Annotated in this window: 17 protein-coding genes and 2 pseudogenes; 12 read left to right on the top strand and 7 right to left on the bottom strand. The window is 66.4% G+C overall.

Annotated elements, in window-relative coordinates:
- Positions 1 to 212 precede the first annotated feature (212 nt).
- From XH93_RS21425 to XH93_RS21465, 9 genes and pseudogenes are all read left to right on the top strand, one after another.
- Complete coding sequence (locus XH93_RS21425) at positions 213 to 5,465, top strand: alpha-2-macroglobulin (protein ID WP_194469056.1); 5,253 nt, start codon at positions 213 to 215, stop codon at positions 5,463 to 5,465.
- An 83-nt stretch (positions 5,466 to 5,548) separates the two neighbouring features.
- Positions 5,549 to 7,576: a penicillin-binding protein 1C gene (pbpC, locus tag XH93_RS21430; RefSeq protein ID WP_371815119.1), complete on the top strand. Its 2,028-nt coding sequence runs from the start codon at positions 5,549 to 5,551 to the stop codon at positions 7,574 to 7,576.
- A gap of 139 nt (positions 7,577 to 7,715) precedes the next feature.
- On the top strand, positions 7,716 to 9,380 hold the full coding sequence (locus tag XH93_RS21435; protein ID WP_371814765.1) for an ArnT family glycosyltransferase: 1,665 nt from the start codon (positions 7,716 to 7,718) through the stop codon (positions 9,378 to 9,380).
- A gap of 6 nt (positions 9,381 to 9,386) precedes the next feature.
- Positions 9,387 to 10,217 carry a phosphatase PAP2 family protein gene (locus XH93_RS21440; RefSeq protein WP_194469059.1) on the top strand — a complete coding sequence of 277 codons (831 nt, stop codon included), beginning with the start codon at positions 9,387 to 9,389 and terminating at the stop codon, positions 10,215 to 10,217.
- A gap of 65 nt (positions 10,218 to 10,282) precedes the next feature.
- A complete protein-coding gene (locus tag XH93_RS21445; protein WP_246799262.1) occupies positions 10,283 to 11,116 on the top strand; it encodes a glycosyltransferase family 2 protein in 834 nt (277 codons plus the stop codon).
- Positions 11,116 to 11,454, top strand: coding sequence for a lipid-A-disaccharide synthase N-terminal domain-containing protein (locus XH93_RS21450; RefSeq protein ID WP_139483734.1), 339 nt, complete (start codon positions 11,116 to 11,118; stop codon positions 11,452 to 11,454). Before XH93_RS21445 ends, XH93_RS21450 begins: the two co-directional genes overlap by 1 nt.
- Positions 11,455 to 11,637: 183 nt before the next feature.
- Positions 11,638 to 12,603: a c-type cytochrome gene (locus XH93_RS21455; protein ID WP_246799263.1), complete on the top strand. Its 966-nt coding sequence runs from the start codon at positions 11,638 to 11,640 to the stop codon at positions 12,601 to 12,603.
- A 126-nt stretch (positions 12,604 to 12,729) separates the two neighbouring features.
- Positions 12,730 to 12,936: pseudogene (locus XH93_RS42400) on the top strand (lipid-A-disaccharide synthase N-terminal domain-containing protein); the annotation flags it as partial.
- A gap of 111 nt (positions 12,937 to 13,047) precedes the next feature.
- Positions 13,048 to 13,572, top strand: a complete 525-nt coding sequence (locus tag XH93_RS21465; protein ID WP_194469060.1) for a hypothetical protein — start codon at positions 13,048 to 13,050, stop codon at positions 13,570 to 13,572.
- A gap of 116 nt (positions 13,573 to 13,688) precedes the next feature.
- On the opposite strand, the gene XH93_RS21470 is transcribed toward XH93_RS21465, so the two are convergent.
- Complete coding sequence (locus tag XH93_RS21470) at positions 13,689 to 13,931, bottom strand: hypothetical protein (RefSeq protein WP_194469061.1); 243 nt, start codon at positions 13,929 to 13,931, stop codon at positions 13,689 to 13,691.
- A gap of 250 nt (positions 13,932 to 14,181) precedes the next feature.
- Between XH93_RS21470 and XH93_RS21475 the strand changes: the two are divergent.
- A pseudogene (locus XH93_RS21475) lies at positions 14,182 to 14,628 on the top strand (RbsD/FucU family protein); the annotation flags it as partial.
- A 21-nt stretch (positions 14,629 to 14,649) separates the two neighbouring features.
- On the opposite strand, the gene XH93_RS21480 reads toward XH93_RS21475, so the two are convergent.
- Entirely contained in the window at positions 14,650 to 16,341 is a 1,692-nt protein-coding gene (locus XH93_RS21480) for a Na/Pi cotransporter family protein (protein WP_194469062.1), read from the bottom strand.
- A 250-nt stretch (positions 16,342 to 16,591) separates the two neighbouring features.
- On the opposite strand from XH93_RS21480, the gene XH93_RS21485 reads away from it, so the two are divergent.
- On the top strand, positions 16,592 to 16,837 hold the full coding sequence (locus tag XH93_RS21485) for a PilZ domain-containing protein (protein WP_139483729.1): 246 nt from the start codon (positions 16,592 to 16,594) through the stop codon (positions 16,835 to 16,837).
- Between the two features lie 215 nt (positions 16,838 to 17,052).
- Positions 17,053 to 17,823, top strand: a complete 771-nt coding sequence (locus XH93_RS21490; protein ID WP_246799264.1) for a tetratricopeptide repeat protein — start codon at positions 17,053 to 17,055, stop codon at positions 17,821 to 17,823.
- Positions 17,824 to 17,847: 24 nt separating this feature from the next.
- On the opposite strand, the gene XH93_RS21495 is transcribed toward XH93_RS21490, so the two are convergent.
- The 5 genes from XH93_RS21495 to metC form a co-directional block, all read right to left on the bottom strand.
- Complete coding sequence (locus XH93_RS21495) at positions 17,848 to 19,104, bottom strand: AAA family ATPase (protein ID WP_194469064.1); 1,257 nt, start codon at positions 19,102 to 19,104, stop codon at positions 17,848 to 17,850.
- The gene (locus XH93_RS21500; protein WP_194469065.1) at positions 19,101 to 19,838 is read right to left on the bottom strand and encodes a CpaD family pilus assembly protein; all 738 of its coding nucleotides are present in this window, start codon (positions 19,836 to 19,838) and stop codon (positions 19,101 to 19,103) included. The genes XH93_RS21495 and XH93_RS21500 overlap by 4 nt, the downstream gene beginning before the upstream one ends.
- Positions 19,839 to 19,869: 31 nt before the next feature.
- Positions 19,870 to 21,363: a type II and III secretion system protein family protein gene (locus tag XH93_RS21505; protein WP_194469066.1), complete on the bottom strand. Its 1,494-nt coding sequence runs from the start codon at positions 21,361 to 21,363 to the stop codon at positions 19,870 to 19,872.
- A gap of 14 nt (positions 21,364 to 21,377) precedes the next feature.
- The gene (gene cpaB, locus XH93_RS21510; protein ID WP_139483720.1) at positions 21,378 to 22,181 is read right to left on the bottom strand and encodes a Flp pilus assembly protein CpaB; all 804 of its coding nucleotides are present in this window, start codon (positions 22,179 to 22,181) and stop codon (positions 21,378 to 21,380) included.
- Between the two features lie 291 nt (positions 22,182 to 22,472).
- Positions 22,473 to 23,669: a cystathionine beta-lyase gene (gene metC, locus XH93_RS21515; protein WP_194469067.1), complete on the bottom strand. Its 1,197-nt coding sequence runs from the start codon at positions 23,667 to 23,669 to the stop codon at positions 22,473 to 22,475.
- Positions 23,670 to 23,976 lie beyond the last annotated feature (307 nt).

The following is a 23,976-nucleotide window of genomic DNA, read 5'->3' on the forward strand; positions in this document are numbered from 1 at the left end:
GTGCAGGGGTGTGCCGCAGGGGCGTTCCCCTGGCGTCTGTCCGGCTGGCCGCGCGATGTGGCGGCGGCGGGTAAGCGCTGGTCGAAGGATTGCCGGCAATGGAAGCTGTGACGTATTCGTCCGTTCATCTCGACGCCTTCACTCCGTCACGTTTTCGCGCATGTTTTAGCCGCACGCGGGCAGAGGTCCGCGGCGCTCTTGGGAGCTCCATCATGATCGGTTTGGTTCGGGCCGCCGCAGTTTGCGCCGCGCTGGCGCTTGGCATCGTGAGCGCCACGGCCGCAGACAAGGCCTTCAAGCGCGACGATCTGGCCGATTCGGCGATCAAGCTGGAGACCCAGATCAAGACCGAGGCCGGCGCCGTCAACAAGCCGGCGGCGAGCCTGCGCACCGACGCGGATGCGGCCTTGGCGAAGAACGATGCGAGAGGCGGGCTGCGCATCCTCGGCCAGATCGCGGCGGTGGCGCCGGAGGACGGCGCCAACTGGCTCAAGCTGGCAAAAACCATCTTCCAGATCCGCACGGTCTCGTCCAGCGAGCAGACGTTTCTGATGGAGCGCGCCTCGACCGCGGCCTACATCGCCTATCAGCGCGCCGGCAACGCCGGCGAGGAGGCCGATGCGCTCGCCGTGCTCGGCAAGGCATTGTCCGAACGCAAACTGTGGCGGCCGGCGCTCGATGCGCTGCGGCTGTCGCTCGACATCCGCGAGGTCGCCGATATCAGAGGGCAATACGAGCGGATGCGCGACGAGCACGGTTTCCGGCTGCTCGACTACACCGTCGATTCCGATTCGGCTTCGCCGCGGGCCTGCTTCCAGTTCTCGGAGGAACTGGCAAAGCGCGTCGACTTCGCGCCATACCTCGCGCTGGCCGGCACCGACAAGCCGGCGCTGTCGGCCGAGGGCAAGCAGCTCTGCGTCGACGGGCTGAAGCACGGCGAGCGCTACAACATCAACCTGCGCGCCGGCCTGCCGTCTGGTGTCAAGGAGGGCTTACCGAAATCGGCCGAGTTCAACATCTATGTCCGCGACCGCAAGCCGTTCGTGCGCTTCACCGGCCGCGCCTATGTGCTGCCGCGGACCGGACAGCGCGGCATCCCGCTGGTCAGCGTCAACACGCCGGCGGTGACGGTCGACGTGTTCCGGATCGGCGACCGCAACCTAATCAACACGGTGATCGATTCCGACTTCCAGAGCACGCTGAGCCGCTACCAGCTCACCGACCTCGGCGACCAGCGCGGCGTCAAGGTCTGGTCCGGCGAGCTGTCGACCGCTGCTACTCTGAACCAGGACGTCGTCACGGCGTTTCCGGTCGACCAGGCGCTCGGCGATCTGCAGCCGGGCGTCTATGTGATGACGGCTTCGGCCAAGAGCCCGGGGTCCGACGAGGATAGCTCGCTGGCGACGCAGTGGTTCATCGTCTCCGACATGGGCCTGTCGGCGTTCTCCGGCAATGACGGTATTCATGTGTTCGTGAATTCGCTGGCCTCGACCGAGCCGGTTGCCAATGCCGAGGTGAAGCTGGTCGCCCGCAACAACGAGATTTTGGCCACCCGCAAGACCGATGCGGCCGGGCACGTGCTGTTCGAGCAGGGGCTGGCGCGGGGCGAGGGCGGGTTGTCGCCGGCGCTGCTGACCGTGATGGGCGAGAAGGCGGACTATGCCTTCCTCAGCCTGAAGACCAACGCCTTCGACCTCACCGATCGCGGCGTTGCCGGGCGGGCGATCCCGGCCGGGGCCGACGCTTTCGTCTATGCCGAGCGCGGCGTCTACCGCTCCAACGAGACCGTCTATCTCACCGCGCTGCTGCGCGACGGCCAGGGCAACGCCCTGACCGGGACGCCGCTGACAATGGTGATCGAGCGCCCCGACGGCGTCGAATTCCGCCGCGCCGTGCTGCCCGACCAGGGCGCCGGCGGCCGCTCGCTGGCGGTGGCGCTGAACTCGGCGGTGCCGTCGGGCACCTGGCGGGCCCGCGTCTTCACCGACCCCAAGGCGAGCTCGGTCGGCGAAACCACCTTCATGGTCGAGGACTACATCCCGGAGCGGATCGAATTCGATCTCACCAGCAAGGAGAAGACGATCAAAGCTGAAGTTCCAGTTGAACTTCAGGTCAGCGGCCATTTCCTCTACGGTGCGCCGGCCTCCGGCCTGCAGCTCGAGGGCGACATGCTGGTGACGTCAGCGGCGTCCGGGCGGCCCGGCTATCCCGGCTACAAGTTCGGCGTCGCCGACGAGGAGAGCGCGAGCAACGAGCGCACCCCGATCGCAGACCTCCCCGAGGCCGACGAGAAGGGCGCGGCGACGTTCCCCGTCAAGCTCGAGAAGGCGCCGGCCTCGACCCGGCCGCAGGAGGCCCAGATCTTCATCCGTATGGCGGAGACCGGCGGCCGCTCGGTCGAGCGCAAGATCGTGCTGCCGGTGGCGCCCGCGACTTCGCTGATCGGCATCAAGCCTGTGTTCGGCGACAAGAGCGTGGCCGAGGGCGACAAGGCCGAGTTCGACGTCGTGTTCGTCGCGCCCGACGGCAAGCAGCTCGCGCGCAGCGGGCTGCGCTATGAGCTGCTGAAGCTGGAGTCGCGCTACCAGTGGTACCGGCAGAACTCGTCGTGGAATTACGAACCGGTGAAGTCGACCCGCCGCGTCGCCGACGGTGACGTCAATCTCGTCGCCGACAAGGCGCAACGGCTGACCTTCCAGCCGCAGCCCGGCCGCTACCGGCTCGACGTCAAGTCGACCGATGCCGACGGTCCGGTGACCTCGGTGCAGTTCGACGTCGGCTGGTATTCCGACGGCAGCGCCGACACGCCCGATCTCTTGGAGACCTCGATCGACCGGCCGGAATACGCCTCCGGCGACACCATGACTGTTACGGTGAATGCGCGCACCGCCGGCAAGCTCACGGTCTATGTGCTCGGCGACCGCCTGCTGACCACGCAAAGCGTCGACGTCAAGGAAGGCACCCAGCAGGTGAAAATCCCGGTCGGCAAGGACTGGGGCACCGGCGCCTATGTGCTGACGACGCTGCGCCGTCCGCTCGACGTCGCCGCCGGCCGCATGCCGGGCCGCGCGATCGGCCTGAAATGGTTCGGCATCGACAAGAAGACCCGCACGCTCGCGGTCGAGCTGTCGCCGCCCGCCTTGGTGCGGCCGGGCTCGACGCTGAAGATCCCCGTAAAACTCGGCGGGCTCAATCCCGGCGAGGACGCCAAGGTGGTGCTGGCAGCCGTCGATGTCGGCATCCTCAACCTCACCAACTACAAGCCGCCGGCGCCGGACGATTACTATCTCGGCCAGCGCCGTCTCACCGCTGAAATCCGCGACCTCTATGGCCAGCTGATCGACGGCATGCAGGGTACGGCCGGCCAGATCCGCAGCGGTGGTGACGCAGGGGGAGCCGAGCTGCAGGGCTCGCCGCCCACGCAAAAACCGCTGGCGCTGTATTCCGGCATCGTCACCGTCGGTCCCGACGGCACCGCCGAGATCAGCTTCGACATCCCGGAGTTCGCCGGCACCGCGCGGGTGATGGCGGTGGCATGGAGCGCGACCAAACTCGGCCGCGCCACCACCGACGTGATCATCCGCGATCCCGTGGTTCTGACCGCGACCTTGCCGCGCTTCCTGCTCACCGGCGACAAGGGCACGCTGAGCATGGACATCGACAATGTCGAAGGCGCGCCTGGCAGCTATACGATCGGCGTGAAGTCGTCGGCGTCAGGACCAGCAAGGCTCTCCGGCAACTCGGACAAGCTTCTGATGACGAACGGCGGTATAGCGACCCTCAGCAAGACCGTTCAACTCGCCGCCAAGCAGCGCACCTCGATTTCGTTCGAACTTGCTGCCGCGACCGCCGGACAGGCCAGTTTCGACGTCGACATCGCAGGGCCGAACGGCTTGACCCTGGCGCGGCACTATGCGCTCGACGTCAAGCCGGCCACGCAAGTGCTGGCGCGCCGCTCGATCCGCACGCTGGCGAAGGGCGAGAGCCTGACGCTGACCGCGGACATGTTCTCCGACCTCGTGCCGGGCACCGGCAGCGTCTCGCTCTCGGCGTCGCTGTCGACCGCGCTCGACGCGGCGAGCATCTTGAAGGCGCTCGACCGCTACCCCTATGGCTGCTCCGAGCAGATCACGAGCCGCGCGCTGCCGCTGCTCTACGTCAACGATCTCGCCGCCGGCGCCCATCTGGCGATGGATACCGCCGTCGACCAGCGCATCCGCGATGCGATCGAGCGGCTGCTGGCGCGGCAGGGCTCCAACGGCTCGTTCGGCCTGTGGTCGGCGGGCGGCGACGACGCTTGGCTCGATGCTTACGTCACCGACTTCCTGACCCGCGCCCGCGAAAAGGGCTTTGCGGTGCCGGACGTGCTGTTCAAGAACGCGCTCGACCGCATCAGGAATTCGGTGGTCAACGCCAACGAGCCGGAGAAGGACGGCGGCCGCGATCTGGCCTACGGCCTCTACGTGCTCGCGCGCAACGGCGCCGCGCCGATCGGCGACCTGCGCTATCTCGCGGACACCAAGCTGAACAATCTGGCGACGCCGATCTCCAAGGCGCAGCTTGCCGCGGCGCTGGCGCTGGTCGGCGACAAGGCGCGCGCCGAGCGGGTCTATGGCTCCGCGCTCGACGCCCTGAACCCGAAGCCGGCGTTCGAGTTCGGCCGCGTCGACTACGGCTCGGCGCTGCGCGATGCGGCGGCGCTGGTCTCGCTGGCCGGCGAGGGCAACGCGCCGCGCGCGACCCTGACCCAGGCGGTGCTGCGGGTCGAAGCCGCGCGCGGGCTCACGCCCTACACCTCGACGCAGGAGAATGCGTGGATGGTGCTGGCGGCACGCGCGCTCGCCAAGGAGGCGCTGACGCTCGACATCAACGGCCAGCCGGTCAAGACCGCGGTCTATCGCAGCTACAAGGCCGAGGAGATGGCGAGCCAGCCGCTGAAGATCACCAACACCGGCGATGCGCCGGTGCAGGCGGTGATCTCGGTGTCGGGCTCGCCGGTCACGCCGGAGCCCGCCGCCGCCAACGGCTTCAAGATCGAGCGCAGCTACTTTACGCTCGACGGCAAGCCGGCCGACGTGACCAAGGCGAAACAGAACGACCGTTTCGCTGTCGTCCTGAAGGTGACGGAGGCGCGGCCGGAGTTCGGGCACATCATGGTGGCCGACTATCTGCCGGCCGGGCTCGAGATCGACAACCCGCATCTGGTGTCGTCGGGCGATTCCGGCACGCTGAGCTGGATCGAGGACGGCGTGGAAGCCAAGAACACCGAGTTCCGCGACGACCGCTTCACCGCGGCGATCGACCGCGCCGCCAACGACAAGTCGGTGTTCACGGTCGGCTATGTCGTGCGCGCGGTGTCGCCGGGCAAATACGTGCTGCCGCAGGCCTATGTCGAGGACATGTACAACCCCTCGCGCTACGGCCGCAGCGGCACCGGCGCGGTCGAGGTCAGGCCGGCGAAATGAGCGGGAAGGCGACCATGGCGCCGGCGCGGCCATCGCGCTGGCGATGGCTCAAGGTGGCGGCGGCAGGCTGTGCCGTCGCCGGCATGCTTGCGACCGGCGCCTTCGCCGCCTGGGTCGCCTCGCTCGGGCCGTTGCCGCTCGACCAGGCGAGGCAGGTTTCGACCACGGTGATCGACCGTAACGGCAAATTGCTGCGCGCCTATGCGATGGCGGACGGGCGCTGGCGGCTGCCGGCCGATGCCAAGACCTCGGTCGATCCGACCTATCTGAAGTTCTTGTTCGCCTATGAGGACAAGCGGTTCTACGAGCATCACGGCGTCGATCCGCTGGCGCTGTCGCGCGCCGCGTTCCAGCTCGGCACGCGCGGTCACATCGTCTCCGGCGGCTCCACCATCACGATGCAGCTGGCGCGGCTGATGGAGCCGCGGCAGCAGCGCTCGCTGTACGCAAAACTGCGCCAGATGGTGCGCGCGGTCGAGCTGGAGCAGCAGCTCTCCAAGGAAGAGATCCTCGACCTTTATCTCGCGCTGGCGCCGTTCGGCGGCAATCTGGAAGGCGTGCGCGCCGCCTCGATCGCCTATTTCGGCAAGGAGCCGAAACGGCTGTCGCTGGCGGAAGCCGCGCTGCTGGTGGCGCTGCCGCAATCGCCGGAGCGGCGGCGGCTCGATCGCCATCCAGAGGCGGCGCAGATCGCGCGCAACCGCGTGCTCGACCGCATGGTCGAGGACGGCGTGGTCTCAAAGGACGACGCTGTTCAGGCCAAGGCGACGGCGGTGCCGAAGATGCGCAAGCAGATCCCGATCCTGGCGCCGCATTCCGCCGACCAGGCGATCGCGACGATGAAGGACACGCCGGTCATCAAGCTGACGCTCGACGCAACGCTGCAGAAGACGCTGGAGGCGCTGGCGCATGACCGCGCTGTGGTGCAGGGGCCGGACATCTCGGTCGCGATCATCGCGGTCGACAATGAGAGCGGCGACGTGCTGGCGCGGGTCGGCTCGCCGGATTATTTCGACGAGCGGCGGGCCGGGCAGGTCGACATGACCCGCGCGGTGCGCTCGCCGGGCTCGACGCTGAAGCCGTTCATCTATGGCCTCGCGTTCGAGGACGGCTTTGTGCATCCGGACAGTTTGATCGAGGATCGCCCGATCCGGTTCGGCACCTACGCGCCGGAAAATTTCGACATGACGTTCCAGGGCACGGTGCCGGTGCGCAAGGCGCTGCAACTGTCGCTGAACGTGCCGGCGATCGCGTTGCTCGACCGCGTCGGCGCCAGCCGGCTGTCGTCGCGGCTGAAGCAGGCCGGCACCAGTCTGGTGCTGCCGAAGGACGAGACGCCGGGCCTTGCGATGGGCCTCGGCGGCGTCGGTGTGACGTTGCAGGATCTCACCCAGCTCTATGCCGGGCTGGCGCGGCTCGGCGCCACCAAGCCGCTGCGCGAGATCATGCGCGCCAATGACGAGCGCGAGACGATGCGGCTGATGGATCAGGCGGCGGCCTGGCAGGTCGGCAACGTGCTGCTCGGCACGCCGCCGCCGGAGAACGGCGTGCACGGCAGGATCGCGTTCAAGACCGGCACCAGCTACGGCTATCGCGACGCCTGGTCGGTCGGCTTCGACGGCCGCATCACCATCGGCGTCTGGGTCGGCCGTCCGGACGGCGCGCCGGTGCCGGGCCTGGTCGGCCGCGTCTCGGCGGCGCCGATCCTGTTCGACGCCTTCGCGCGCACCGGGAAAATTCCGGCGGCGCTGCCAATGCCGCCGAAGGGCGTGCTGGTCGCCAGCAACACAAAGCTACCGCCGCCGCTGCGCCGGTTCCGGCCGCTCGGCGAACTGGTGCGCTCCGGCAGCGACCAGGCGCCGCACATCCAGTTCCCGCTGAACGGCTCGCGCATCGACGTCGATCACTCCGAAGGCGGCCGCTATGCGGCGATGCCGGTCAAGGTCGCGGGCGGCGTGCTGCCGCTGACCGTGCTGGTGAATGGTGTCTCAGCCGGGGACATCGACAGCCGGCGCCAGCGCCTGATCGACCCGCCCGGACCGGGCTTCGCGCGGCTGACCGTGATCGACGCCACTGGCGCCGCGGACACAGTTGTGATCCGCGTGCAATGACCGCGCGGGAAAGCGGAACAGCACGGTTGTTTGCGCTGCGGTTTCATCGTATGCGAAACCCATGGTGGATAGCCTCCAACCCCGCTTTGGAGCAGGGCAACAGTCTGTAAAGCCTGCGCATTCCAGCCGCAGGCTGTTCATGGCGTTCGAATTCGCAACAGCCAGCCAATGGCGTTCGATTCTGTTCCTGACGCTGACCTGCTTGGTGCTGTTCCTGCCGGGCTTCTTCACCATCCCGCCGATCGACCGCGACGAGGTGCGCTTCGCCCAGGCCACCAAGCAGATGGTCGAGAGCGGCGATTTCGTCGACATCCGCTTCCAGGACGACGTCCGCTACAAGAAGCCGGTCGGCATCTACTGGATGCAGGCGGCGACGCTGAAGACGATTTCGGCGCTCGGGGTTCCGCGCGCCCAGGTCCGCATCTGGGTCTACCGGCTGCCGTCGCTGATCGGCGCCATCGGCGCGGTGCTGCTGACATACTGGACGGCGCTCGCCTTCGTGACGCGGCAGGGCGCGGTGCTCGCCGCGCTGATGCTGGCGAGTTGCGTGCTGCTCGGGGTCGAGGCGCGGCTCGCCAAGACCGACGCCATGCTGCTGCTATCCGTCACCGCGGCGATGGGCGCGATGGCGCGGGTCTACATGTCCTGGCAGCGCGGCGAGGATCCTGCGCATCCATCATGGGGCCCGCCTGCAATCTTCTGGACGGCGCTCGCGGTCGGTATCCTGCTCAAAGGGCCGCTGATCCTGATGTTCGTCGGCCTCACCATGGCCGTCGTCGCGTTCTTCGACCGCTCGATGGCCTGGTTCTGGCGCCTGCGCCCGGTCTGGGGCCTGATGTGGACGCTGGTGCTCGTATTGCCGTGGTTCGTGCTGATCTTTCTGCGCGCCGGCGACACCTTCTTTGCGGACTCCGTCGGCGGCGACATGCTGAGCAAGCTCGGCGCCCAGGAATCCCATGGCGCGCCGCCCGGGACTTATCTGCTGCTGTTCTGGGTGACGTTCTGGCCCGCCGCGCCGCTCGCCGGCATGGCGGCGCCGGCGGTCTGGCGGGCGCGGCGCGAGCCCGGCGCCCAGTTCCTGCTGGCCTGGATGGTGCCGTCCTGGATCGTGTTCGAGGCGGTGCTGACCAAGCTGCCGCATTACGTGCTGCCGCTCTATCCGGCGATCGCGATCCTCACCATCGGCGCGCTGGAACGGCGGGTGTTGTCGCGCTCGCCCTGGTTGGTGCGCGGCGCCGCCTGGTGGTTCGCGCTGCCGGCGATCGCCGCGGTACTGGTGATCGTCGGCGCGATCAAGGCGATCCATCAGCCGGTGTTTCCGGCCTGGCCGCTGTTTGCCTTCGCGATGGTGTTCGGCCTGATCGCGTGGTGGCTGTTCGAGGACAGCCGCGCCGAGCGCTCTCTGCTGAACGCCGTGGTCGCCGCGGCGCTGCTCGCGGGCGCCACCTACGGCGTGGTGCTGCCGCGGCTCAACACGGTGTTTCCGAGCCAGGAAGTGGCGCGCGCGCTGCGCAACGTCACCTGCGTCGGCCCGAAGGCGGCGGCCGCCGGCTTCCATGAGCCGAGCCTCGTGTTCATGACCGACACCTCGACCTTGCTCACCGATGGATCGGGCGCCGCCGATTTCCTCGCGCATGGCACCTGCCGCTTCGCGCTGGTCGAGCAGCGCTCCGAGCGCGCCTTCGTGCAGCGCGCCGAGGCGATCGGGCTGCGCTACAACGCGCCGGTGCGGGTCGACGGCTACAACATCTCGCAGGGCAAGGCGATCTCGATCGCGATCTTCCGCTCCGAAGGAACGGAGTGAGATGAGATGCCGACACCGGCAATCGTGGAACCATCGCATTATTTTGGACGGTTGCTGACGCTGGTCTGGCTGTCCTTCGCGCAACTGGTGCGCTCGCCGTCGCATTCGCGCCGCGCCGAGGCGGCGCGCCGCTCGGCACGCCACGTGCTGCTGCTCTTCGTCGTCATCGGCGTGGTCATCATCACGCTGATGTATGCGGTCGACGTCGCGGAGATCAGCCTGATGCCGCCTCGCGATACGCCGGGCCTGTGGTGGGTGAAGATGCTCACCAATTTCGGCAAGGACGTCTACGTGCTGTGGACGCTCGGCGGTCTCTTGATTGCGGTCTCGCTGGCGGCGCCGGCGCTGCATGGCACCTCGCGCGCGACCTTGCTAGGCCTCGGGACCCGGCTGCAATATTTGTTTCTGTCGGTTGCGCTGTCGGTGGCCGTGGGCGAAGTGCTGAAATGGATCGTCGGCCGCGGCCGGCCGTTCGTCGGCGGCAAGGCCAATGCCTTCAACTTCCAGCATTTCAACGGCAGCGAAGCCTATGCGAGCCTGCCGTCGGGGCACGCCATCACGGCGTTTGCGCTGGCGTTCGCGGTGTCCGCGGTGTGGCCGCGGGCGCGGGTCATCATGCTGGTCTATGCGCTGGTGATCGCCGCGACCCGGCTGGTGCTGCTGGCCCATCACCCGAGCGACGTGGTGGCCGGCGCGCTGGTCGGCGTGATCGGCGCCATGGCCGTGCGCTACTGGTTCGCCGCCCGCCGCCTTGGTTTTGCCATTCATCGCGACGGTACCGTCGTGGCGCTCTCCGGGCGCCTCAAAAGGGTTGCGAGGAGCGCCTTCGCCCCATAAAAGCGGTCGCCCGACGGCCGGATCGGGCGGGTTCCGCGAACTCCAAACCAACTACGAGAGCCGATTTGCCTGCTTCCGACCAGACGACGGTCGCCGTTTCCATCGTCGTGCCCGTCCGCAACGAGGCGGACAACATCGCGCCGCTGATCGCCGAGATCGCGGCTGCGCTGGATGGTCGCTGGGCGTATGAGATCATCTATGTCAACGACGGCTCGACCGACGCCACCGGCGAACGGCTCGCCACGATCATGGCGCAGCGGTCCAACCTGCGGCAGCTTCGCCACGCCGCCTCCGCCGGCCAGTCGGCCGCGGTGCGCAGCGGCGTGCGGGCGGCGCGCGGCGCGATCGTGGCGACGCTCGACGGCGATGGCCAGAACAACCCGGCCTTCCTGCCAAACCTGATCTCCGCCATCGAGAGCGGAGGCGGCCGCGTCGGTCTCGCCGCGGGCCAGCGGGTCGGGCGCAAGGACACCGGCTTCAAGAAGCTGCAGTCGCGGATCGCCAATGCGGTGCGCGGCGTGATCCTGCGCGACGGCACCCGCGACACCGGTTGCGGGTTGAAGGCGTTTCCGCGCGAGGTGTTTCTGGCGATGCCGTATTTCGACGGCCTGCATCGCTTCCTGCCGGCGCTGGTCCGCCGCGAAGGTTTTGCAATTGCCTATGTCGACGTCGTCGATCGCCCGCGCCATTCCGGCGTCTCGAACTATGGATTCTTCGACCGGCTCTGGATCGGGATCATGGATCTCGCCGGTGTCTGGTGGCTGATCCGGCGCAAGAGGCCGACGCCTGTGGTCACCGAGGTGACCGGGGTCACTGAAGTGACCGATGTCACTGAGGTAACGGACCTCACTGCAGTGGCTGAAGGCGCCAAAGTGCCGGGCGTGACGAAGGTGAACTGATGCTGATCCAATACGGCCAGGCACTGAACGCCTATTTCTACGACGTGTTCATCGCCAAGTTCGATTTCTGGCTGGCGTTCGGGCTCGTCGCGCAGTTGCTGTTCACCGCGCGCTTCCTGGTGCAGTGGATCTCCAGCGAGCGCGCCGGCCAGAGCGTGGTGCCGATGGCGTTCTGGTTCTTCTCCATGGGCGGCGGCCTGATGACGCTGATCTATGGCCTCGCCAAGCGCGAGCCGGTCATCATCATCGGGCAGGGGCTCGCCACGCTGATCTACATCCGCAACATCATGCTGATCATCAAGAACCGCGGCGCGGCATCGAAGACGCTGGATCGTTAGAGCGTGTGCTCATAAACGTCGGCTTCCAGTCATAAGCGGAAGTTGCTCAGTTCGGTCGCCATCGGCGACTTATGACCCACAGCGCGCCTCAGGGCGGCCGGCCTCAATAACAAGCAAGCCAATTGTTCCCGCGCGGATTCAAGGCTAGTTTATCTCTTCGCTGCCCGAAAGCCGGAGGCGAACATGGCACGATTGGGAGCGGCTGTTCAGGCGTTAGTTGCACTGCCCATAATTCTCGTAGCTGCGGCGGGCGCGCAAGCGCAGACCACCGACAAGCCGCCGTTCTGGGCCTACACTTACAATCCGCCTGATTTCAAGCCGCCGTCCGATGACGGCCAACCTCGCCACGTTCCCGACAGCGCGGTGAGCTATACGGTTCCACAAACGCGCGATCGCTTCCTGGCACCGGATTGGCACCCGGGTGACCATCCGGCGATGCCGACGGTGGTGGCGAGCGGCCGCGCGCCTGACGTCTACGCCTGCGGCTTCTGCCATCGTGCCTCTGGAACGGGTGGTCCGGAGAACGCCGACATCGCCGGCCTGCCGGTGGCGTATTTTATTCAACAGATGCAAGACTACAGGAGCGGCAAACGCGCGACAGCACTACCCGACCGCATTCCGCAAGCATGGATGATCTCGCTCGCCAAGGCTGCGAACGACGATGAGATCAAGGCGGCGGCTGAATATTTTGCCGCCATCAAGCCGAAGAAGTTGGTTGATGTGGTGGAGACTGAGACCGTGCCGAAACCGACGGTCGCCGGCTGGTTCTTCGTCACTAAAGGCGATGAACGCGAGCCGATCGGCGTGCGCATCATCGAGACACCCGCGGACGTTGGCCGCTTCGTCAACCGCGACGCGCGCGTCCGCTTCACCGCCTACGTGCCGCCCGGTAGCGTCGCCGCCGGTCGTGGGCTGGCCGCGAAGCCGGAGATCGCCTGCGCCGGCTGCCATGGAGAGAAGCTGACCGGCACCGACGTCGTGCCGGGCATCGCCGGGCGCTCGCCGACCTACATCTTCCGCCAGCTCTACGAATACCGGCACGGCTTCCGCGCTGGGTCCGAGAGCAAGCCGATGATCGATGTGGTCAAAGCGCTCGACGAGGCGGACTTTTTGGCACTTGCCGCCTATCTCGCCACGCTCGAGCGGTGAAGCGGCCGACTGTCAACGGCAGAACCTCTGGGGTGCAATGACGGGACGTTCGCTTTGCCCTCGAAAAGTGGGAAGCAGGCGTGTCTGTTGTTGGCCCGCGGCCGACATGCAGCGCCGTCGGCTTCTACGTCAGCTTCCGCCGGCCAGAGCGTGGTGCCTATTGCGTTCTGGTTCTTCTCGATGGGCGGCGGCCTGATGACGCTGATCTACGGCCTCGCCAAGCGCGAGCCCGTCGTCATCATCGGGCAGGGCCTCGCCACGCTGATCTACATCCACAACATCATGCTGATCATCAAGAGCCGCGGCTCCGCATCGAAGACGCTGGATCGCTAGGGCGCGTGCGCATGAACGGGGGCTTCGAGTCATAGGCGGAAGTTGCCCAGTTGAGTCGCCATCAGCTTATGGCCCGTTGCAGACATCGCAGGGAGTCGGCATTCTCTTGCAATGATCAACAACCGGCTTGCCAATATACGCACATTGGCGATTTCTCTGGCCGCCTGTTGCATTCTTTGCACCAGCGCATTTGCCTGTCTGGGGCCAAGCTTCGAACGCGGCATCATATTCGAGCATGTCCCGACCGACATCGACGCGCCGGTTGTTATCGAGGCGACGATCTATGACGAGACGCAAATGGGCGACGCCCGTGGCAATCAGATGATCGTAATGAACGCGCGAGTTGATCGAATGATTAAGGGATCAATCGATGCCAAGTACCTGAGGATATTTGTCTACATGGGAGGCTGCACCCGCGCTGGCATCGGACAGGGAATCATTCTCGGAACGCTTCGAGACGATCCTGCGCGCGGGGTGATGTTGGAAGCGGTCGGGAGGGCAGACATGCGGGCGTGGTCCAAAGCGTTCGCGCAAAAGCAAGCGGCCATTTTTGGTACCGCAAAGTGCCTGAAAAACGAGTTTGGTGTCCGTGAGTGCCGCCTTGCCGGTACTGGCCCGGAGTGGACCAAACCCTAAATCGGATCTAGTCAGCTTGTGGCCTCAGTAATATCCGCTTTCGGGAGAGAAGCCGACCAAGGTCAAGACGGCCGTCGTGATCGGCTTTTGACCCAAAGTGGACATTCGAAGGAAACTCAGCTGTCGGTCTGGATAGCGATGACGACAAGTTCACTGTCGTCAATCGTCTGAGTCCGTCGCCAAACATTCTTTCGATTTGGAACAGGTTCAAACCCAGCGTACATGCTCGGGGCGGCCTTCTTTTGTAGCCCGGCCGGTAGTGCCTCGATCCAATCGCTAAAGCCTTGGTAGTTGCTGCGCCTCTTCTGAGCGATATAGCTAGAGTCTTTGTAGACCGCTACATAAGTGTAGAGTGGCATTGTGCCTCCCGCGATAAAGATCATCCAACCTCTCGCGAAACTAGATGCGCGGCAATGGTTTGCCTACCCAAAGTAGCGACAGGCTGGAGCGGTCATGCGATGTGGTGAATGTCCGGTAATGGCCCGAGGCCGACATGCAGCGCCGTCGGCTTCTACGTCAGCTTCGGAGACCAAAGCGGACGCGATACTTATGGGTACACGCCCTAGCCGAATCCGTCGCGGCCCGGGGACACCGAGGGAGGCGCGCAGCATGCTGAAATCAATCGATCCGCTGCTCAACGCGGATGTGCTTCACGCGTTGCGATCGATGGGGCATGGCGACGAGCTGGTGCTCTGCGACACCAATTTCCCGGCCGACACGGTGGCGCGGCAGACCGTGCTGGGCAAACTGCTGCGCATCGACAACGTGACCGCGCCGCGGGCCGCCCGCGCCATCCTGTCGGTGCTGCCGCTCGACACCTTTGTCGACACGCCGGTGACGACGATGGAGGTGGTCGGCCGGCCCCACGAAATCCCGCCCGTGCGGCGCGAGGTGCAGCACGAGATCGATGCCGCACAGGGGCGCGCATCGCCGATGGGCGCGATCGAACGGTTTGCCTTCTACGAGGCGGCGCGCAAGGCCTACTGCATCATCCAGACCGGCGAGCGCCGCTTCTATGGCAATTTCATCCTCAAGAAGGGTGTGATCCCGCCCGACGACGTGTGGCGCGGTCGCCCCTTACGGCCGGCCCGGCGACGGCGCGGCCGGCAGTGGGTCCACCTCCGCGTCGCGGCTGCGATCGGCCGCGGTCTCGCCGGTGGCATCCAGCACCGGATAGGCGACCGAGCAGATGTGCGAATGGATGCGGCGCAAATCGCGCAGCACGTCGAGATGCAGCGAGGTGGTCTCGATGGTCTCGGGGCGGCCTTCGCGCAGCCGTTCCAGATGGCGGTCGACGGCTGCGAGCTCGACCGCGCGCAACGCGGCTTTCTCGGTCAGCAGCTTGCGCGCCTCATTGGCGTCGCCGGACATGAACACGCCGAACGCAATGCGCAGCGAATCGATGGTTCGCTTGTGGAAGGCCGACAATTCCTCGGCGCCCTCGCTGGAGAATTGCAGCCGGCGCTTGATCTTCTTGGTCGCGAGCTCGCTCAAATTCTTGTCGATGATGTCGCCCATATGCTCGAGATTGATCGCAAAGGCGACGATCTCCATGGCGCGCTGGCCCTCGCGCTCGTCGAGGCTGCCGCGGGTCAGCTTGGTGACGTAGAGCTTGATCGCCTCGTTGAGGCTGTCGACGCTGTTGTCCATCTTCGAGACCTGGTCAACCAGGCCGCGATCGTTGGTCATCATCGCCGCCATCACCTTGCGCAGCATGGCTTCGACGTAATCGCCCATGTGCAGCACCTCGCGCGAGGCATCGGTCAGGGCGAGCGAGGGCGTCTCCAGTGCGGTTTCGTCGAGATAGCGCGGCCGTGACGGGTCGGTCTCCTGCACGCGCGCCGGCAGGAAGCGCGTGAGCAGGCGCGCCATGCCGTCGAGCACGCCGATGAACAGCACGGCGGTCGCGACATTGAACGCGATGTGGAATTGCGCGGTCGCCTTGGCGAGATCGGGCTGCCAGGCTTGGATGTGCTCGGTGATCGGGCGCAGGAACGGCGCGATCAAGAGGATGCCGACGAGGCGGTTGACGAGATTGCCGACCGGCAAGCGGTAGCTCGCCGGATTGTCGCGCCGCGCACCCTCGATCAGCGGATTGATCGCGCTGCCGAGATTGGCGCCGAGCACCAGCGCAAACGCGGCGTAGGGCGAGATGAACTGCGAATAGGCCAGCGACATCACCAGCAACACGCTGGCGACGCTGGAATGCACCAGCCAGGTGACGACGGCGCCGATCAGGATGCAGAGCACCGGATCGCCGGTGATCGCGTTCATGAAGACCCGCATCCCCGGCGCGTTCTCCGCGGGCGCCAGGGTGTCGAGCAGGATATGCAGCGCCAGCAGCATCAGGCCGAGGCCGATCGAGACGCGGCCGAGATCCTTCACCTTCGAGCGCGGCCCGCTGCGGAATGCGACGAGGCCGACCACGAACAGCACAGGCGCGACGGCCGCGACGTTGAACGACAGCACCTGCACGATCAGGGTGGTGCCGACATTGGCGCCCAGCATGATGGCGAGCGCCGGCACCAGGCTGACGAGCCCCTCGGCGGCGAACGAACTCGTGATCAGGGCCGTCGCGGTCGAGCTCTGGAGCAGGGCGGTCAGGCCGAGGCCGGCGGCAAATGCTGTGAAGCGGTTGGTCAGTCCCTTGGCGAGCAACAGCCGCAGATCGGGGCCGAAAGCGCGCAAAATCCCGCTGTGGACCATATGAAGGCCCCACAGCAGCAGCGCCACGCCACCCAGGAGATCAAGTAAGACCATGGTTCCCATGCTCGGCCGCGCCCCGGCAATTCGAGTCGAAAGATCAGGCTAACCCCAATCGGGAGGGGATCAACCCCTTTTGTTCCCGAGGGTTTCCGGCTCGTCCAAGCCAGCTTCGGGGCTCGCGGGGGGGCGGTCCAGGTCAACGAAGGCTGAACACAATCGCTAAACTGCACGCTGATCCGCTAGGCAGATTCCAATCTTTCCCCGCTATCACGGTTGGACGCGAAGGATTGTCCAGCAAGGGTTGGGGCAGAGAATGTTTGTGAATCGCCGCAAGAGCGAACGCCGTGCGTGCCGCAGCGTCGCCAAGATCCAGATGGGAACGGGCTCGCTGCCGCGTGACTGCATGATCACCGATATTTCCTCCGGCGGCGTCAAGGTGATCGCCGAATATCTGGAGATTCCGCCGGAATTCACCATCCTGTTCTCGACCGGCAGGCCGCGCCAGTGCCGCCTGGCCTGGCGAATCGGGCACGAATTCGGCGCCCAGTTCGTCGACTGATCCCGATTTCGGTGCAGCTTTTGGCGCGGCCTGGCCGCGCCCCGACCGTACCTTGGGCCGTGTCGGCCATTGGTATGACGGGGGCATGATACCGGGCTTAACCCGGCATTAGGGTTAAGCTGTGAGCATCCGGGAACCTTCGCCGTTCCCGAGTCCCGTTGATGCCCGAGAAATCATTCCGACCAAAAGGCCGCGCGCGCCGTTTCGCAGGCACGATGTCTGCCGCGATCCTGCTGATCGGGCTGTCCGCCTGCCAGACCTCGGGGCCGTCCGACATCACTGGGTCATTGGGCGACATGGCGGAGCCGAGCCCGGCGCCCAGCGACGTCAGGCGTGACATCGAAGCCTATCATGAGCGCGTCCGCGCCAATCCCAAGGACGTCGACGCCACGCTGAAATATTCCCGGGCGCTGCGCGCCACCGGGCAGCGGGCCCAGGCGGTCGCCGTGCTCGAGCAGGCGGTGCTGGCCCAGCCCGGCAACAAGCCGCTGCTGGCGGGCTATGGCCGGGCGCTCGCCGACAACGGCAATTTCCAGCAGGCGTTCGAGGTGCTCGGGCGCGCCCACAGCCCGGAAGATCCGGACTGGCGAATCCTGTCCGCGCAGGGCGCCGTGCTCGACCAGCTCGACCGCCATGACGAGGCCCGCCAGTATTATTCCAGCGCTCTGAAGATCACGCCCGACGATCCGTCGGTGCTGTCCAATCTCGGCCTGTCCTACCTGCTCTCGAAAGACCTGCCGAAGGCGGAGGAGACCCTGCGCAAGGCCCGCGAGCGTGCGCCCGGCGACATGCGGGTGCGGACCAATCTCGCCGTCGTGGTCGGCCTGCAGGGCCGCCAGTCCGACGCCGAGACCATCATGAAGGCCGATCTGGCGCCGGAGCAGGGCACCGCCAACGTCGCCGCGCTGAAGCGGCTGTTGGCGCGCAAGGAAGCCAGCCGCGCCGACACCGACAAGATTCCGGTCGCGACCAGCCGCCGCGACTAGCTCCATCAAGCCATCATCAGGTGATTAGCCGGCAGCCCGGCGCCCCTGCAGCCGCTTGAGGATCGGCGACAGCAGCGACTCGCGTTCCTCGGCGAGATCGGGGCGGCCGGTCAGGCGCTGTGCGATCTGCAGGAAGGTTTTTGTGGTGCGGTGGCGTGCAGAAACTTCCGCGATCATCTGGCCGTTGTTGGCGGCCTCGCCGAACAGGCGGCAGTCGAACGGGATCGCCGCGATCGGCTGGCTCTCGATCGACTTGGCGAATTCCTTGACCTCGATCTCGGGCCGCTTCGGCATGCCGACCTGGTTCAGGCAGTAGAGCGGCGGGCGGTCATTGGGGCGCGCCGACTTCAGCAGATTGAGCATGTTCTTGGTGTTGCGCATGTTGGCGAGGTCGGGCTCGGCGACGATCAGGATGTCGTCGGCGCCGACCAGCACGCGCTTGGTCCAGGCGGTCCATTGATGCGGCACGTCGAGCACGATGCAGGACGTCGTCATGCGCATCGTGTCGAAGATGGCGTCGAACGCATCGGCGCCGAAATCGTAGACCTGGTCGAGCGTGGCCGGCGCCGCCAGCAGGCTCAGATGGTCGCTGCACTTGGCGAGCAGGCGGTCCATGAAGGCGGTGTCAGGACGCTCGGGCGCGAACACCGCGTTGGCGATGCCCTGCACCGGATCCTGGTTGTAGTCGAGGCCGGCGGTGCCGAACGCGAGGTCGAGATCGATGACGACCGAATCGAGGCCGAGATCGCGCGCGATGGTCCAGGCGACGTTGTGGGCGATGGTCGAGGCGCCGACGCCGCCCTTGGCGCCCGCGACCGCGATCAGGCGGCCGACCGAGACCGCTTCCGAGGCCGAGAACAGGCTGCAGATCGAGCGCACGATGTCGAGCACCTTGACCGGCCCGACCACGTAGTCGTTGACGCCGCGCCGCACCAGCTCGCGATAGGGCGCCATCTCGCCGGGAGTGCCGAGCACGACGACGCGGGTGCCGGGATCGCAGACGGTGGCGAGCTCGTCGAGGCCGGCGAGGAAATCCTTGTCGGGCTCGGTCTCCAGCACGATGACGTTGGGCGTCGGCGCCTTGTGATAGGTGTCGATCGCAGCCACGATTCCGCCCATGTGGACGGAGAGGTGGGCCTTGGCCAGCCGGCGGTCCTCGGCGGCGGCGCGCGCCGTCGTCGCGGTCGCGACGCTGGCGCAGAACGCCTGCACGGAAATCCGCGGCGCCGGCGCGATGTAATCGTCGGCGTGCGATGGCTCGTCTTGCTGTGGAGCAGTCATTTCGCGGCGTCGCTCAGCTTGGCTTTTTCAACTTCGGAATAGGTGGTCGCGGTCGACTCACCCCTGCGGTATCTGTCAAACGCGATCGTGCGGCGCGGCGTGTAGGCGGCGGTCTCGCTGCGCGGCTGCTCGAGGTCGGACGGATTGGCGACCATCGCCGCCAGATTGCGCTGCGAGGCGCAGCCGAAATTGTCGAACTGCTTGTTCTCGTTGTAGTTCGGATTGTAGATATTCGGCCCGAGGTCGGCGGGCCAGACCCCGCAGGGGCCGGCGACCGCGGCCATCTTCGGATAGCTGAGGCGGATGGTGGCGAGCGCGCGCGGATCGTCGACATTGTAGGCGCGCCTGGTGATGGCGTGGCCGGGCACGCCCATCGACGCGAGCAGGCCGCGGATCTCCTGATACACCGCCTGCGCGGAGCGCGAGTTCGGGGTATCGACCGGCACGTCGACCGCGATCGCGCCGGTGCCTTCGCGGCGCCAGTTGCGCGCCAGCCCCATCACGTCGTCGCGCTGGGTCTCGGTCAGGTTGCCGCGGCCACGGCCGACGAACACCACGATCGACTGCTCGCCTTCGGTGACCGCGATCGGATGGCGCTGCCGGTAGTCGTCCGGGACGCTTCCGGTCACGCCGTCGCCGGTCAGATTGCAGCCGCCGAGCGCGACCCCCGCAACGAGGAGGGCGCCGAACATCGGCAGTGTTTTGGTGCGGCCGGCTGTTGTGTTGCGTGTCATCGTTCGATCCCCCAACCCCTGATGCCCCGCGTCAGTCGATGATGAAGCCGAAATTGGCCGGCGTGGCGCCGACCGGCTCGGCCCGGGCGGCGATGCCGTAGATCCGGTTGATGCGCCCGAGCAGCGCCGACTGGGCGTCGGAGGCCGGGGCAAATCCGTCATCCGGACGCGACAGCTCCTTCTGGGCGACGGCGCGCACCACATAGGGCGTCACGATGACCATCAGCTCGGTCTCGTTGTTGACGAAGTCCTGGCTCCGGAACAGCTGGCCGAGAACCGGGATCTGATCGACGCCGGGCATGCCGTTGATGGCCTGCTTGGTCTGCTGCTGGATCAATCCGGCCATGGCGATCGAGCCGCCGGAGGGGATCTCCAGCGTGGTGTCGGCGCGGCGGGTCTTGATCGAGGGAATCGTCGTTCCGTTCTGGCCGCCGGTCAGCGAGTTCTCGGTCGAGACCTCGGAGACCTCGGTCATCACCTTCAGGCTGATCCGCCCCTCCGACAGCACCACCGGCGTGAAGTTGAGCGAGATGCCGAACTTCTTGAAGCTGACGGTCTGAACGCAGTTTCCGATCGTGCCCGAGGTCGTGGTCTGACAGGTCACGCCGGTCGGAATCGGAAACTCGCCGCCCGAAATGAAGGTTGCCGATTCACCCGAGATGGCGGTCAGGTTGGGCTCCGCCAGCGTGCGCACCACGCCGGCGCTCTCCATCGCGCGCAACGTTGCGGTCACCGACGCCTGGCCCAGCTTGTTGAGAGCCGCGCCGGTCAGCTGGTTGCCGGGGACGAGTGCGGCGCTGTTCGCGGTGAACGGGTTGCTGTTGTTGAAAGCCACCGCCGCGGTGCCGAAGTTCATGCTGGCGCTGAGATCGACGCCGAGCTGCTTGATGACGTCGCGGCGCACCTCGGCGACGGTGACCTTCAGCATCACCTGGTCGCGGCCGCGCACCACGATCGAGTTGACGACCTTGTCGGCGGCGCCGACCAGCTTGGCCGCGATGTCGCCGGCCTGCTGCGCCTCGACCGGGCTCGCCACCGTGCCGGTCAGCACCACGCTGTCGCCGACGCCCTCGATATTGACGCCCGGCAGCATCTGCTTGAGCGCGGCGCGCATGCCGTTGAGATCGCGCTTGATCGCGATGTCGTAGGAGGCGACCTGCTGGCCGTCGGCATCGAAGAACACCACGTTGGTCTGGCCGACCGCCGCGCCGATGATATAGGCGCGCTGCGCCGAGCGGATCACCGCGTTGGCGATCTTGGGATCGGCGACCAGCACGTCCTTGGCTTCGCGCGGCAGGTCGACCACCATCGACTTGCCGACGCCGAGCGAGAGGAAGCGCGTCTTGGCGGCGATGCTGCCGGTCGTCGAGAAGTCTACTTTCCCTCCGGCTTCACCACTCCTGTCGGAATCGGCCGCAACCGCCGGTGCAAGGAGAGGGGCCAGCAGCAGCGCGGCGACCGCCGAGAACGACAGCGAGCGGGCCAGTGCGGTCCGCAGCGTGAATTGTTTTGCAGGCGATGTCATTGTCGAAGCCCCCATCACTTCTGTGTCGTCGGAGCACTGGGCACGCCGTAGCGAACCACCCTGATGCTCTCGCCCCGTTTCGAGGCGTGGTCGTCGGCCGAGGTCTCGTCGGTCTTCTCGTTGACGTCGGCGATGCTGCGCAGCGCGAGCGTCAGGACACCGGTTTGCCGCGCCCGCGCCAGCGTCTCGGTCTGCTCGGGCTTCAGCTCGAGGGTGACGGTGCGGCCGACCAGCGAGTTGCTGCCGTCCTTCTCCTTCGGCGCCTGGTCGATCGCCAGCACGCGGACGTTGGACAGCAGGACCTCGGTGGAGACGACGTCGGCGCCGTTCTTGTCGGGATTCTTGTCGCGCTTGGAGAGGATCACGTCGACGCGGTCGCCCGGCAGGATGAAGCCGCCGGCGCCGGTCTCCGGCGAGATTTCGGTCGAGATCGCGCGCATGCCGGAAGGCAGGATCGCGGCCATGAAGCCGCTGCCGTCGGCCTTGACCAGCTTCTGCTCGCGGATCGGCTCGCCGCCGATGAAGGGGGAGCGTGCGATCGAGCCGATCACGTCCTTCATCGCGTCGGGATTGGTATCCTGGCGCAGGAAGGCGCTGCTGGCGGTCTCGGCCGGCCAGCGCTGCCATTGCACGTCTTCCGGCTTGATCGGCTGGCCGAGGCCGATGTCGGCTTTCGCCACCAGCACCTCGACGGTCGGCAACTGCACGACCGGCGCGGGCGGCGGCTCCGGCTTCTGCTGGCTTACGCTCGCGAGATAGGTGGCCGCGAGGCCTGCGACGCCGGCGATGGCGAGGACCACGATGCGTGCCGTCTTCATGTGCTTGACTGAATGCCCTTGCAGCAGGCGGTCACACAACCTTGCGGTGCTGACAGCCCTTCCCGGGAGCATGACTACGGCGGCAAAAGTATAAGGGAACTTGATGGCCGGGCCGGCCGATTAAGGGATTGGTGGGGATGGTGAACGGCTGGTTATCGATGCGGTCAAATCCCCGCAAAATTCCGGATATCGCGCGCGTGTGCGAGGCGCGTCGTTGATCACGATGCGCGATGTCGCGGCACGGCGGCCGTGGTTAATGCAGCGGTAATGCGCGGCTTGCGCGTGCGCGGATCAGACCGCGGCTTGCAGCGCCGCAAAGCCGCGATCGAGATCGGCCTTGAGGTCGTCGACATTCTCGAGCCCGATATGCAGCCGCAGCGTCGGCCCGCCCGGCGCCCATTTGGTCGCGGTGCGATATTCGCTGCAGTCGAACGGGATCGCGAGGCTCTCGAAGCCGCCCCAGGAAAACCCCATGCCGAACAGTTTGAGCGTGTTCAGCATGGTGTCGACGGCCTTCTCCGGCACCGGCTTCAGCACGATGCTGAACAGGCCGGAGGCGCCCGTAAAATCGCGCTTCCAGATCGCGTGTCCCGGATCGGTCTCCAGGGCAGGGTGCAGCACCCGCGCGACCTCCGGCCGGCCTGCGAGCCAGCGCGCGATCTCGAGCCCGGAGCGATGGTGCTGCGCGAGCCGCACCGACAGCGTGCGCACGCCGCGCAGCGCGAGATAGACGTCATCGGGTCCGGCGCAGACGCCGAGCAGGCGGATCGCCTCCGTAACCAGCGGCCAGGCCTTGGCATTCGCCGAGATGGTGCCGAACATGATGTCGGAATGGCCGCCGATATATTTGGTGCCGGCCTGCATGCTGATGTCGACGCCCTGCTCGAGCGAGCGGTGATACAGCGGCGTCGCCCAGGTGTTGTCGTCGATGACGAGGGCGCCGTGGGCGTGGGCCACATCGGCGATCGCGCGGAGGTCAGGCATCTCGAAGGATTGCGAGCCCGGCGCCTCGACCAGCACCGCGCGGGTGTTGGGCTTGAGCAGCGCCGCGATGCCGGCGCCGATCAACGGATCGAAATAGCTGGTCTCGATGCCGAGCCGCTTCAGCATGCCCTCGCAGAAATTGCGGGTCGGCCGGTAGGCGTTGTCGCAGACCAGGAGATGATCGCCGGCCTTCAGTACCGCGAGCAGCGTGGTGGAAATGGCCGACAGTCCCGACGGGGCGAGGCCGACGCCGGCGCATTGCGGGCCCTCCAGCGCCATCAGCACGTCCTGCAGCGCCCGTGTGGTGGGGGTGCCGTGGCGGCCATAGGTGAATTCGGCGCGATGGGCGTGCAGGTCCTCCGCGGTCGGATAGAGCACGGTGGAGCCGTGGAAGACCGGCGGATTGACAAAGCCCTTTTGGGCCTTGGTGTCACGGCCGGCCGTAACCAGGCGTGTTGCGGAATGTTGCGGAGAGGCGGGTGTGGAGCCGTCGGATGAGGTCATGGGGCGCAGCCATTAGACTTTAGACTTTTTGCCGCAGCCGTAACCCGCCGGGACGACGGGTTACGCCGGGATTGCTACTAACAAGAGGTAGAAGACGTGCGTCAACCCCTTGACCCGGCTCGTCAGTCGCTATGTGATGCGCCGCAACTACCAGTCGCCGCACGTTGAGGGGCCTGCCGCGACCTACGATCCTTTGCCTGACCGGATAGCACGTCAAGACTACCGGGTCAGATCGGCGTTATTGCTGCAGGGGATCATCGGGGTGGCCCGTGAACGCGAGGCGATCACTAGCAAACGTCCAACGGAC

The sequence above is a fragment of the Bradyrhizobium sp. CCBAU 51753 genome (assembly GCF_015291565.1).
GTDB lineage: Bacteria > Pseudomonadota > Alphaproteobacteria > Rhizobiales > Xanthobacteraceae > Bradyrhizobium > Bradyrhizobium ivorense.

What these genes read in the sequence shown, in the direction of transcription:
- XH93_RS21425 (WP_194469056.1), top strand. Translation starts at nt 213, where the DNA reads ATGATCGGTTTGGTTCGGGCCGCCGCAGTTTGCGCCGCGCTGGCGCTT.
- pbpC (WP_371815119.1), top strand. Translation starts at nt 5,549, where the DNA reads ATGCTTGCGACCGGCGCCTTCGCCGCCTGGGTCGCCTCGCTCGGGCCG.
- XH93_RS21435 (WP_371814765.1), top strand. Translation starts at nt 7,716, where the DNA reads ATGGCGTTCGAATTCGCAACAGCCAGCCAATGGCGTTCGATTCTGTTC.
- XH93_RS21440 (WP_194469059.1), top strand. Translation starts at nt 9,387, where the DNA reads ATGCCGACACCGGCAATCGTGGAACCATCGCATTATTTTGGACGGTTG.
- XH93_RS21450 (WP_139483734.1), top strand. Translation starts at nt 11,116, where the DNA reads ATGCTGATCCAATACGGCCAGGCACTGAACGCCTATTTCTACGACGTG.
- XH93_RS21455 (WP_246799263.1), top strand. Translation starts at nt 11,638, where the DNA reads ATGGCACGATTGGGAGCGGCTGTTCAGGCGTTAGTTGCACTGCCCATA.
- XH93_RS21465 (WP_194469060.1), top strand. Translation starts at nt 13,048, where the DNA reads ATGATCAACAACCGGCTTGCCAATATACGCACATTGGCGATTTCTCTG.
- XH93_RS21470 (WP_194469061.1), bottom strand. Translation starts at nt 13,931, where the DNA reads ATGCCACTCTACACTTATGTAGCGGTCTACAAAGACTCTAGCTATATC.
- XH93_RS21480 (WP_194469062.1), bottom strand. Translation starts at nt 16,341, where the DNA reads ATGGGAACCATGGTCTTACTTGATCTCCTGGGTGGCGTGGCGCTGCTG.
- XH93_RS21485 (WP_139483729.1), top strand. Translation starts at nt 16,592, where the DNA reads ATGTTTGTGAATCGCCGCAAGAGCGAACGCCGTGCGTGCCGCAGCGTC.
- XH93_RS21490 (WP_246799264.1), top strand. Translation starts at nt 17,053, where the DNA reads ATGTCTGCCGCGATCCTGCTGATCGGGCTGTCCGCCTGCCAGACCTCG.
- XH93_RS21495 (WP_194469064.1), bottom strand. Translation starts at nt 19,104, where the DNA reads ATGACTGCTCCACAGCAAGACGAGCCATCGCACGCCGACGATTACATC.
- XH93_RS21500 (WP_194469065.1), bottom strand. Translation starts at nt 19,838, where the DNA reads ATGACACGCAACACAACAGCCGGCCGCACCAAAACACTGCCGATGTTC.
- XH93_RS21505 (WP_194469066.1), bottom strand. Translation starts at nt 21,363, where the DNA reads ATGACATCGCCTGCAAAACAATTCACGCTGCGGACCGCACTGGCCCGC.
- cpaB (WP_139483720.1), bottom strand. Translation starts at nt 22,181, where the DNA reads ATGAAGACGGCACGCATCGTGGTCCTCGCCATCGCCGGCGTCGCAGGC.
- metC (WP_194469067.1), bottom strand. Translation starts at nt 23,669, where the DNA reads ATGACCTCATCCGACGGCTCCACACCCGCCTCTCCGCAACATTCCGCA.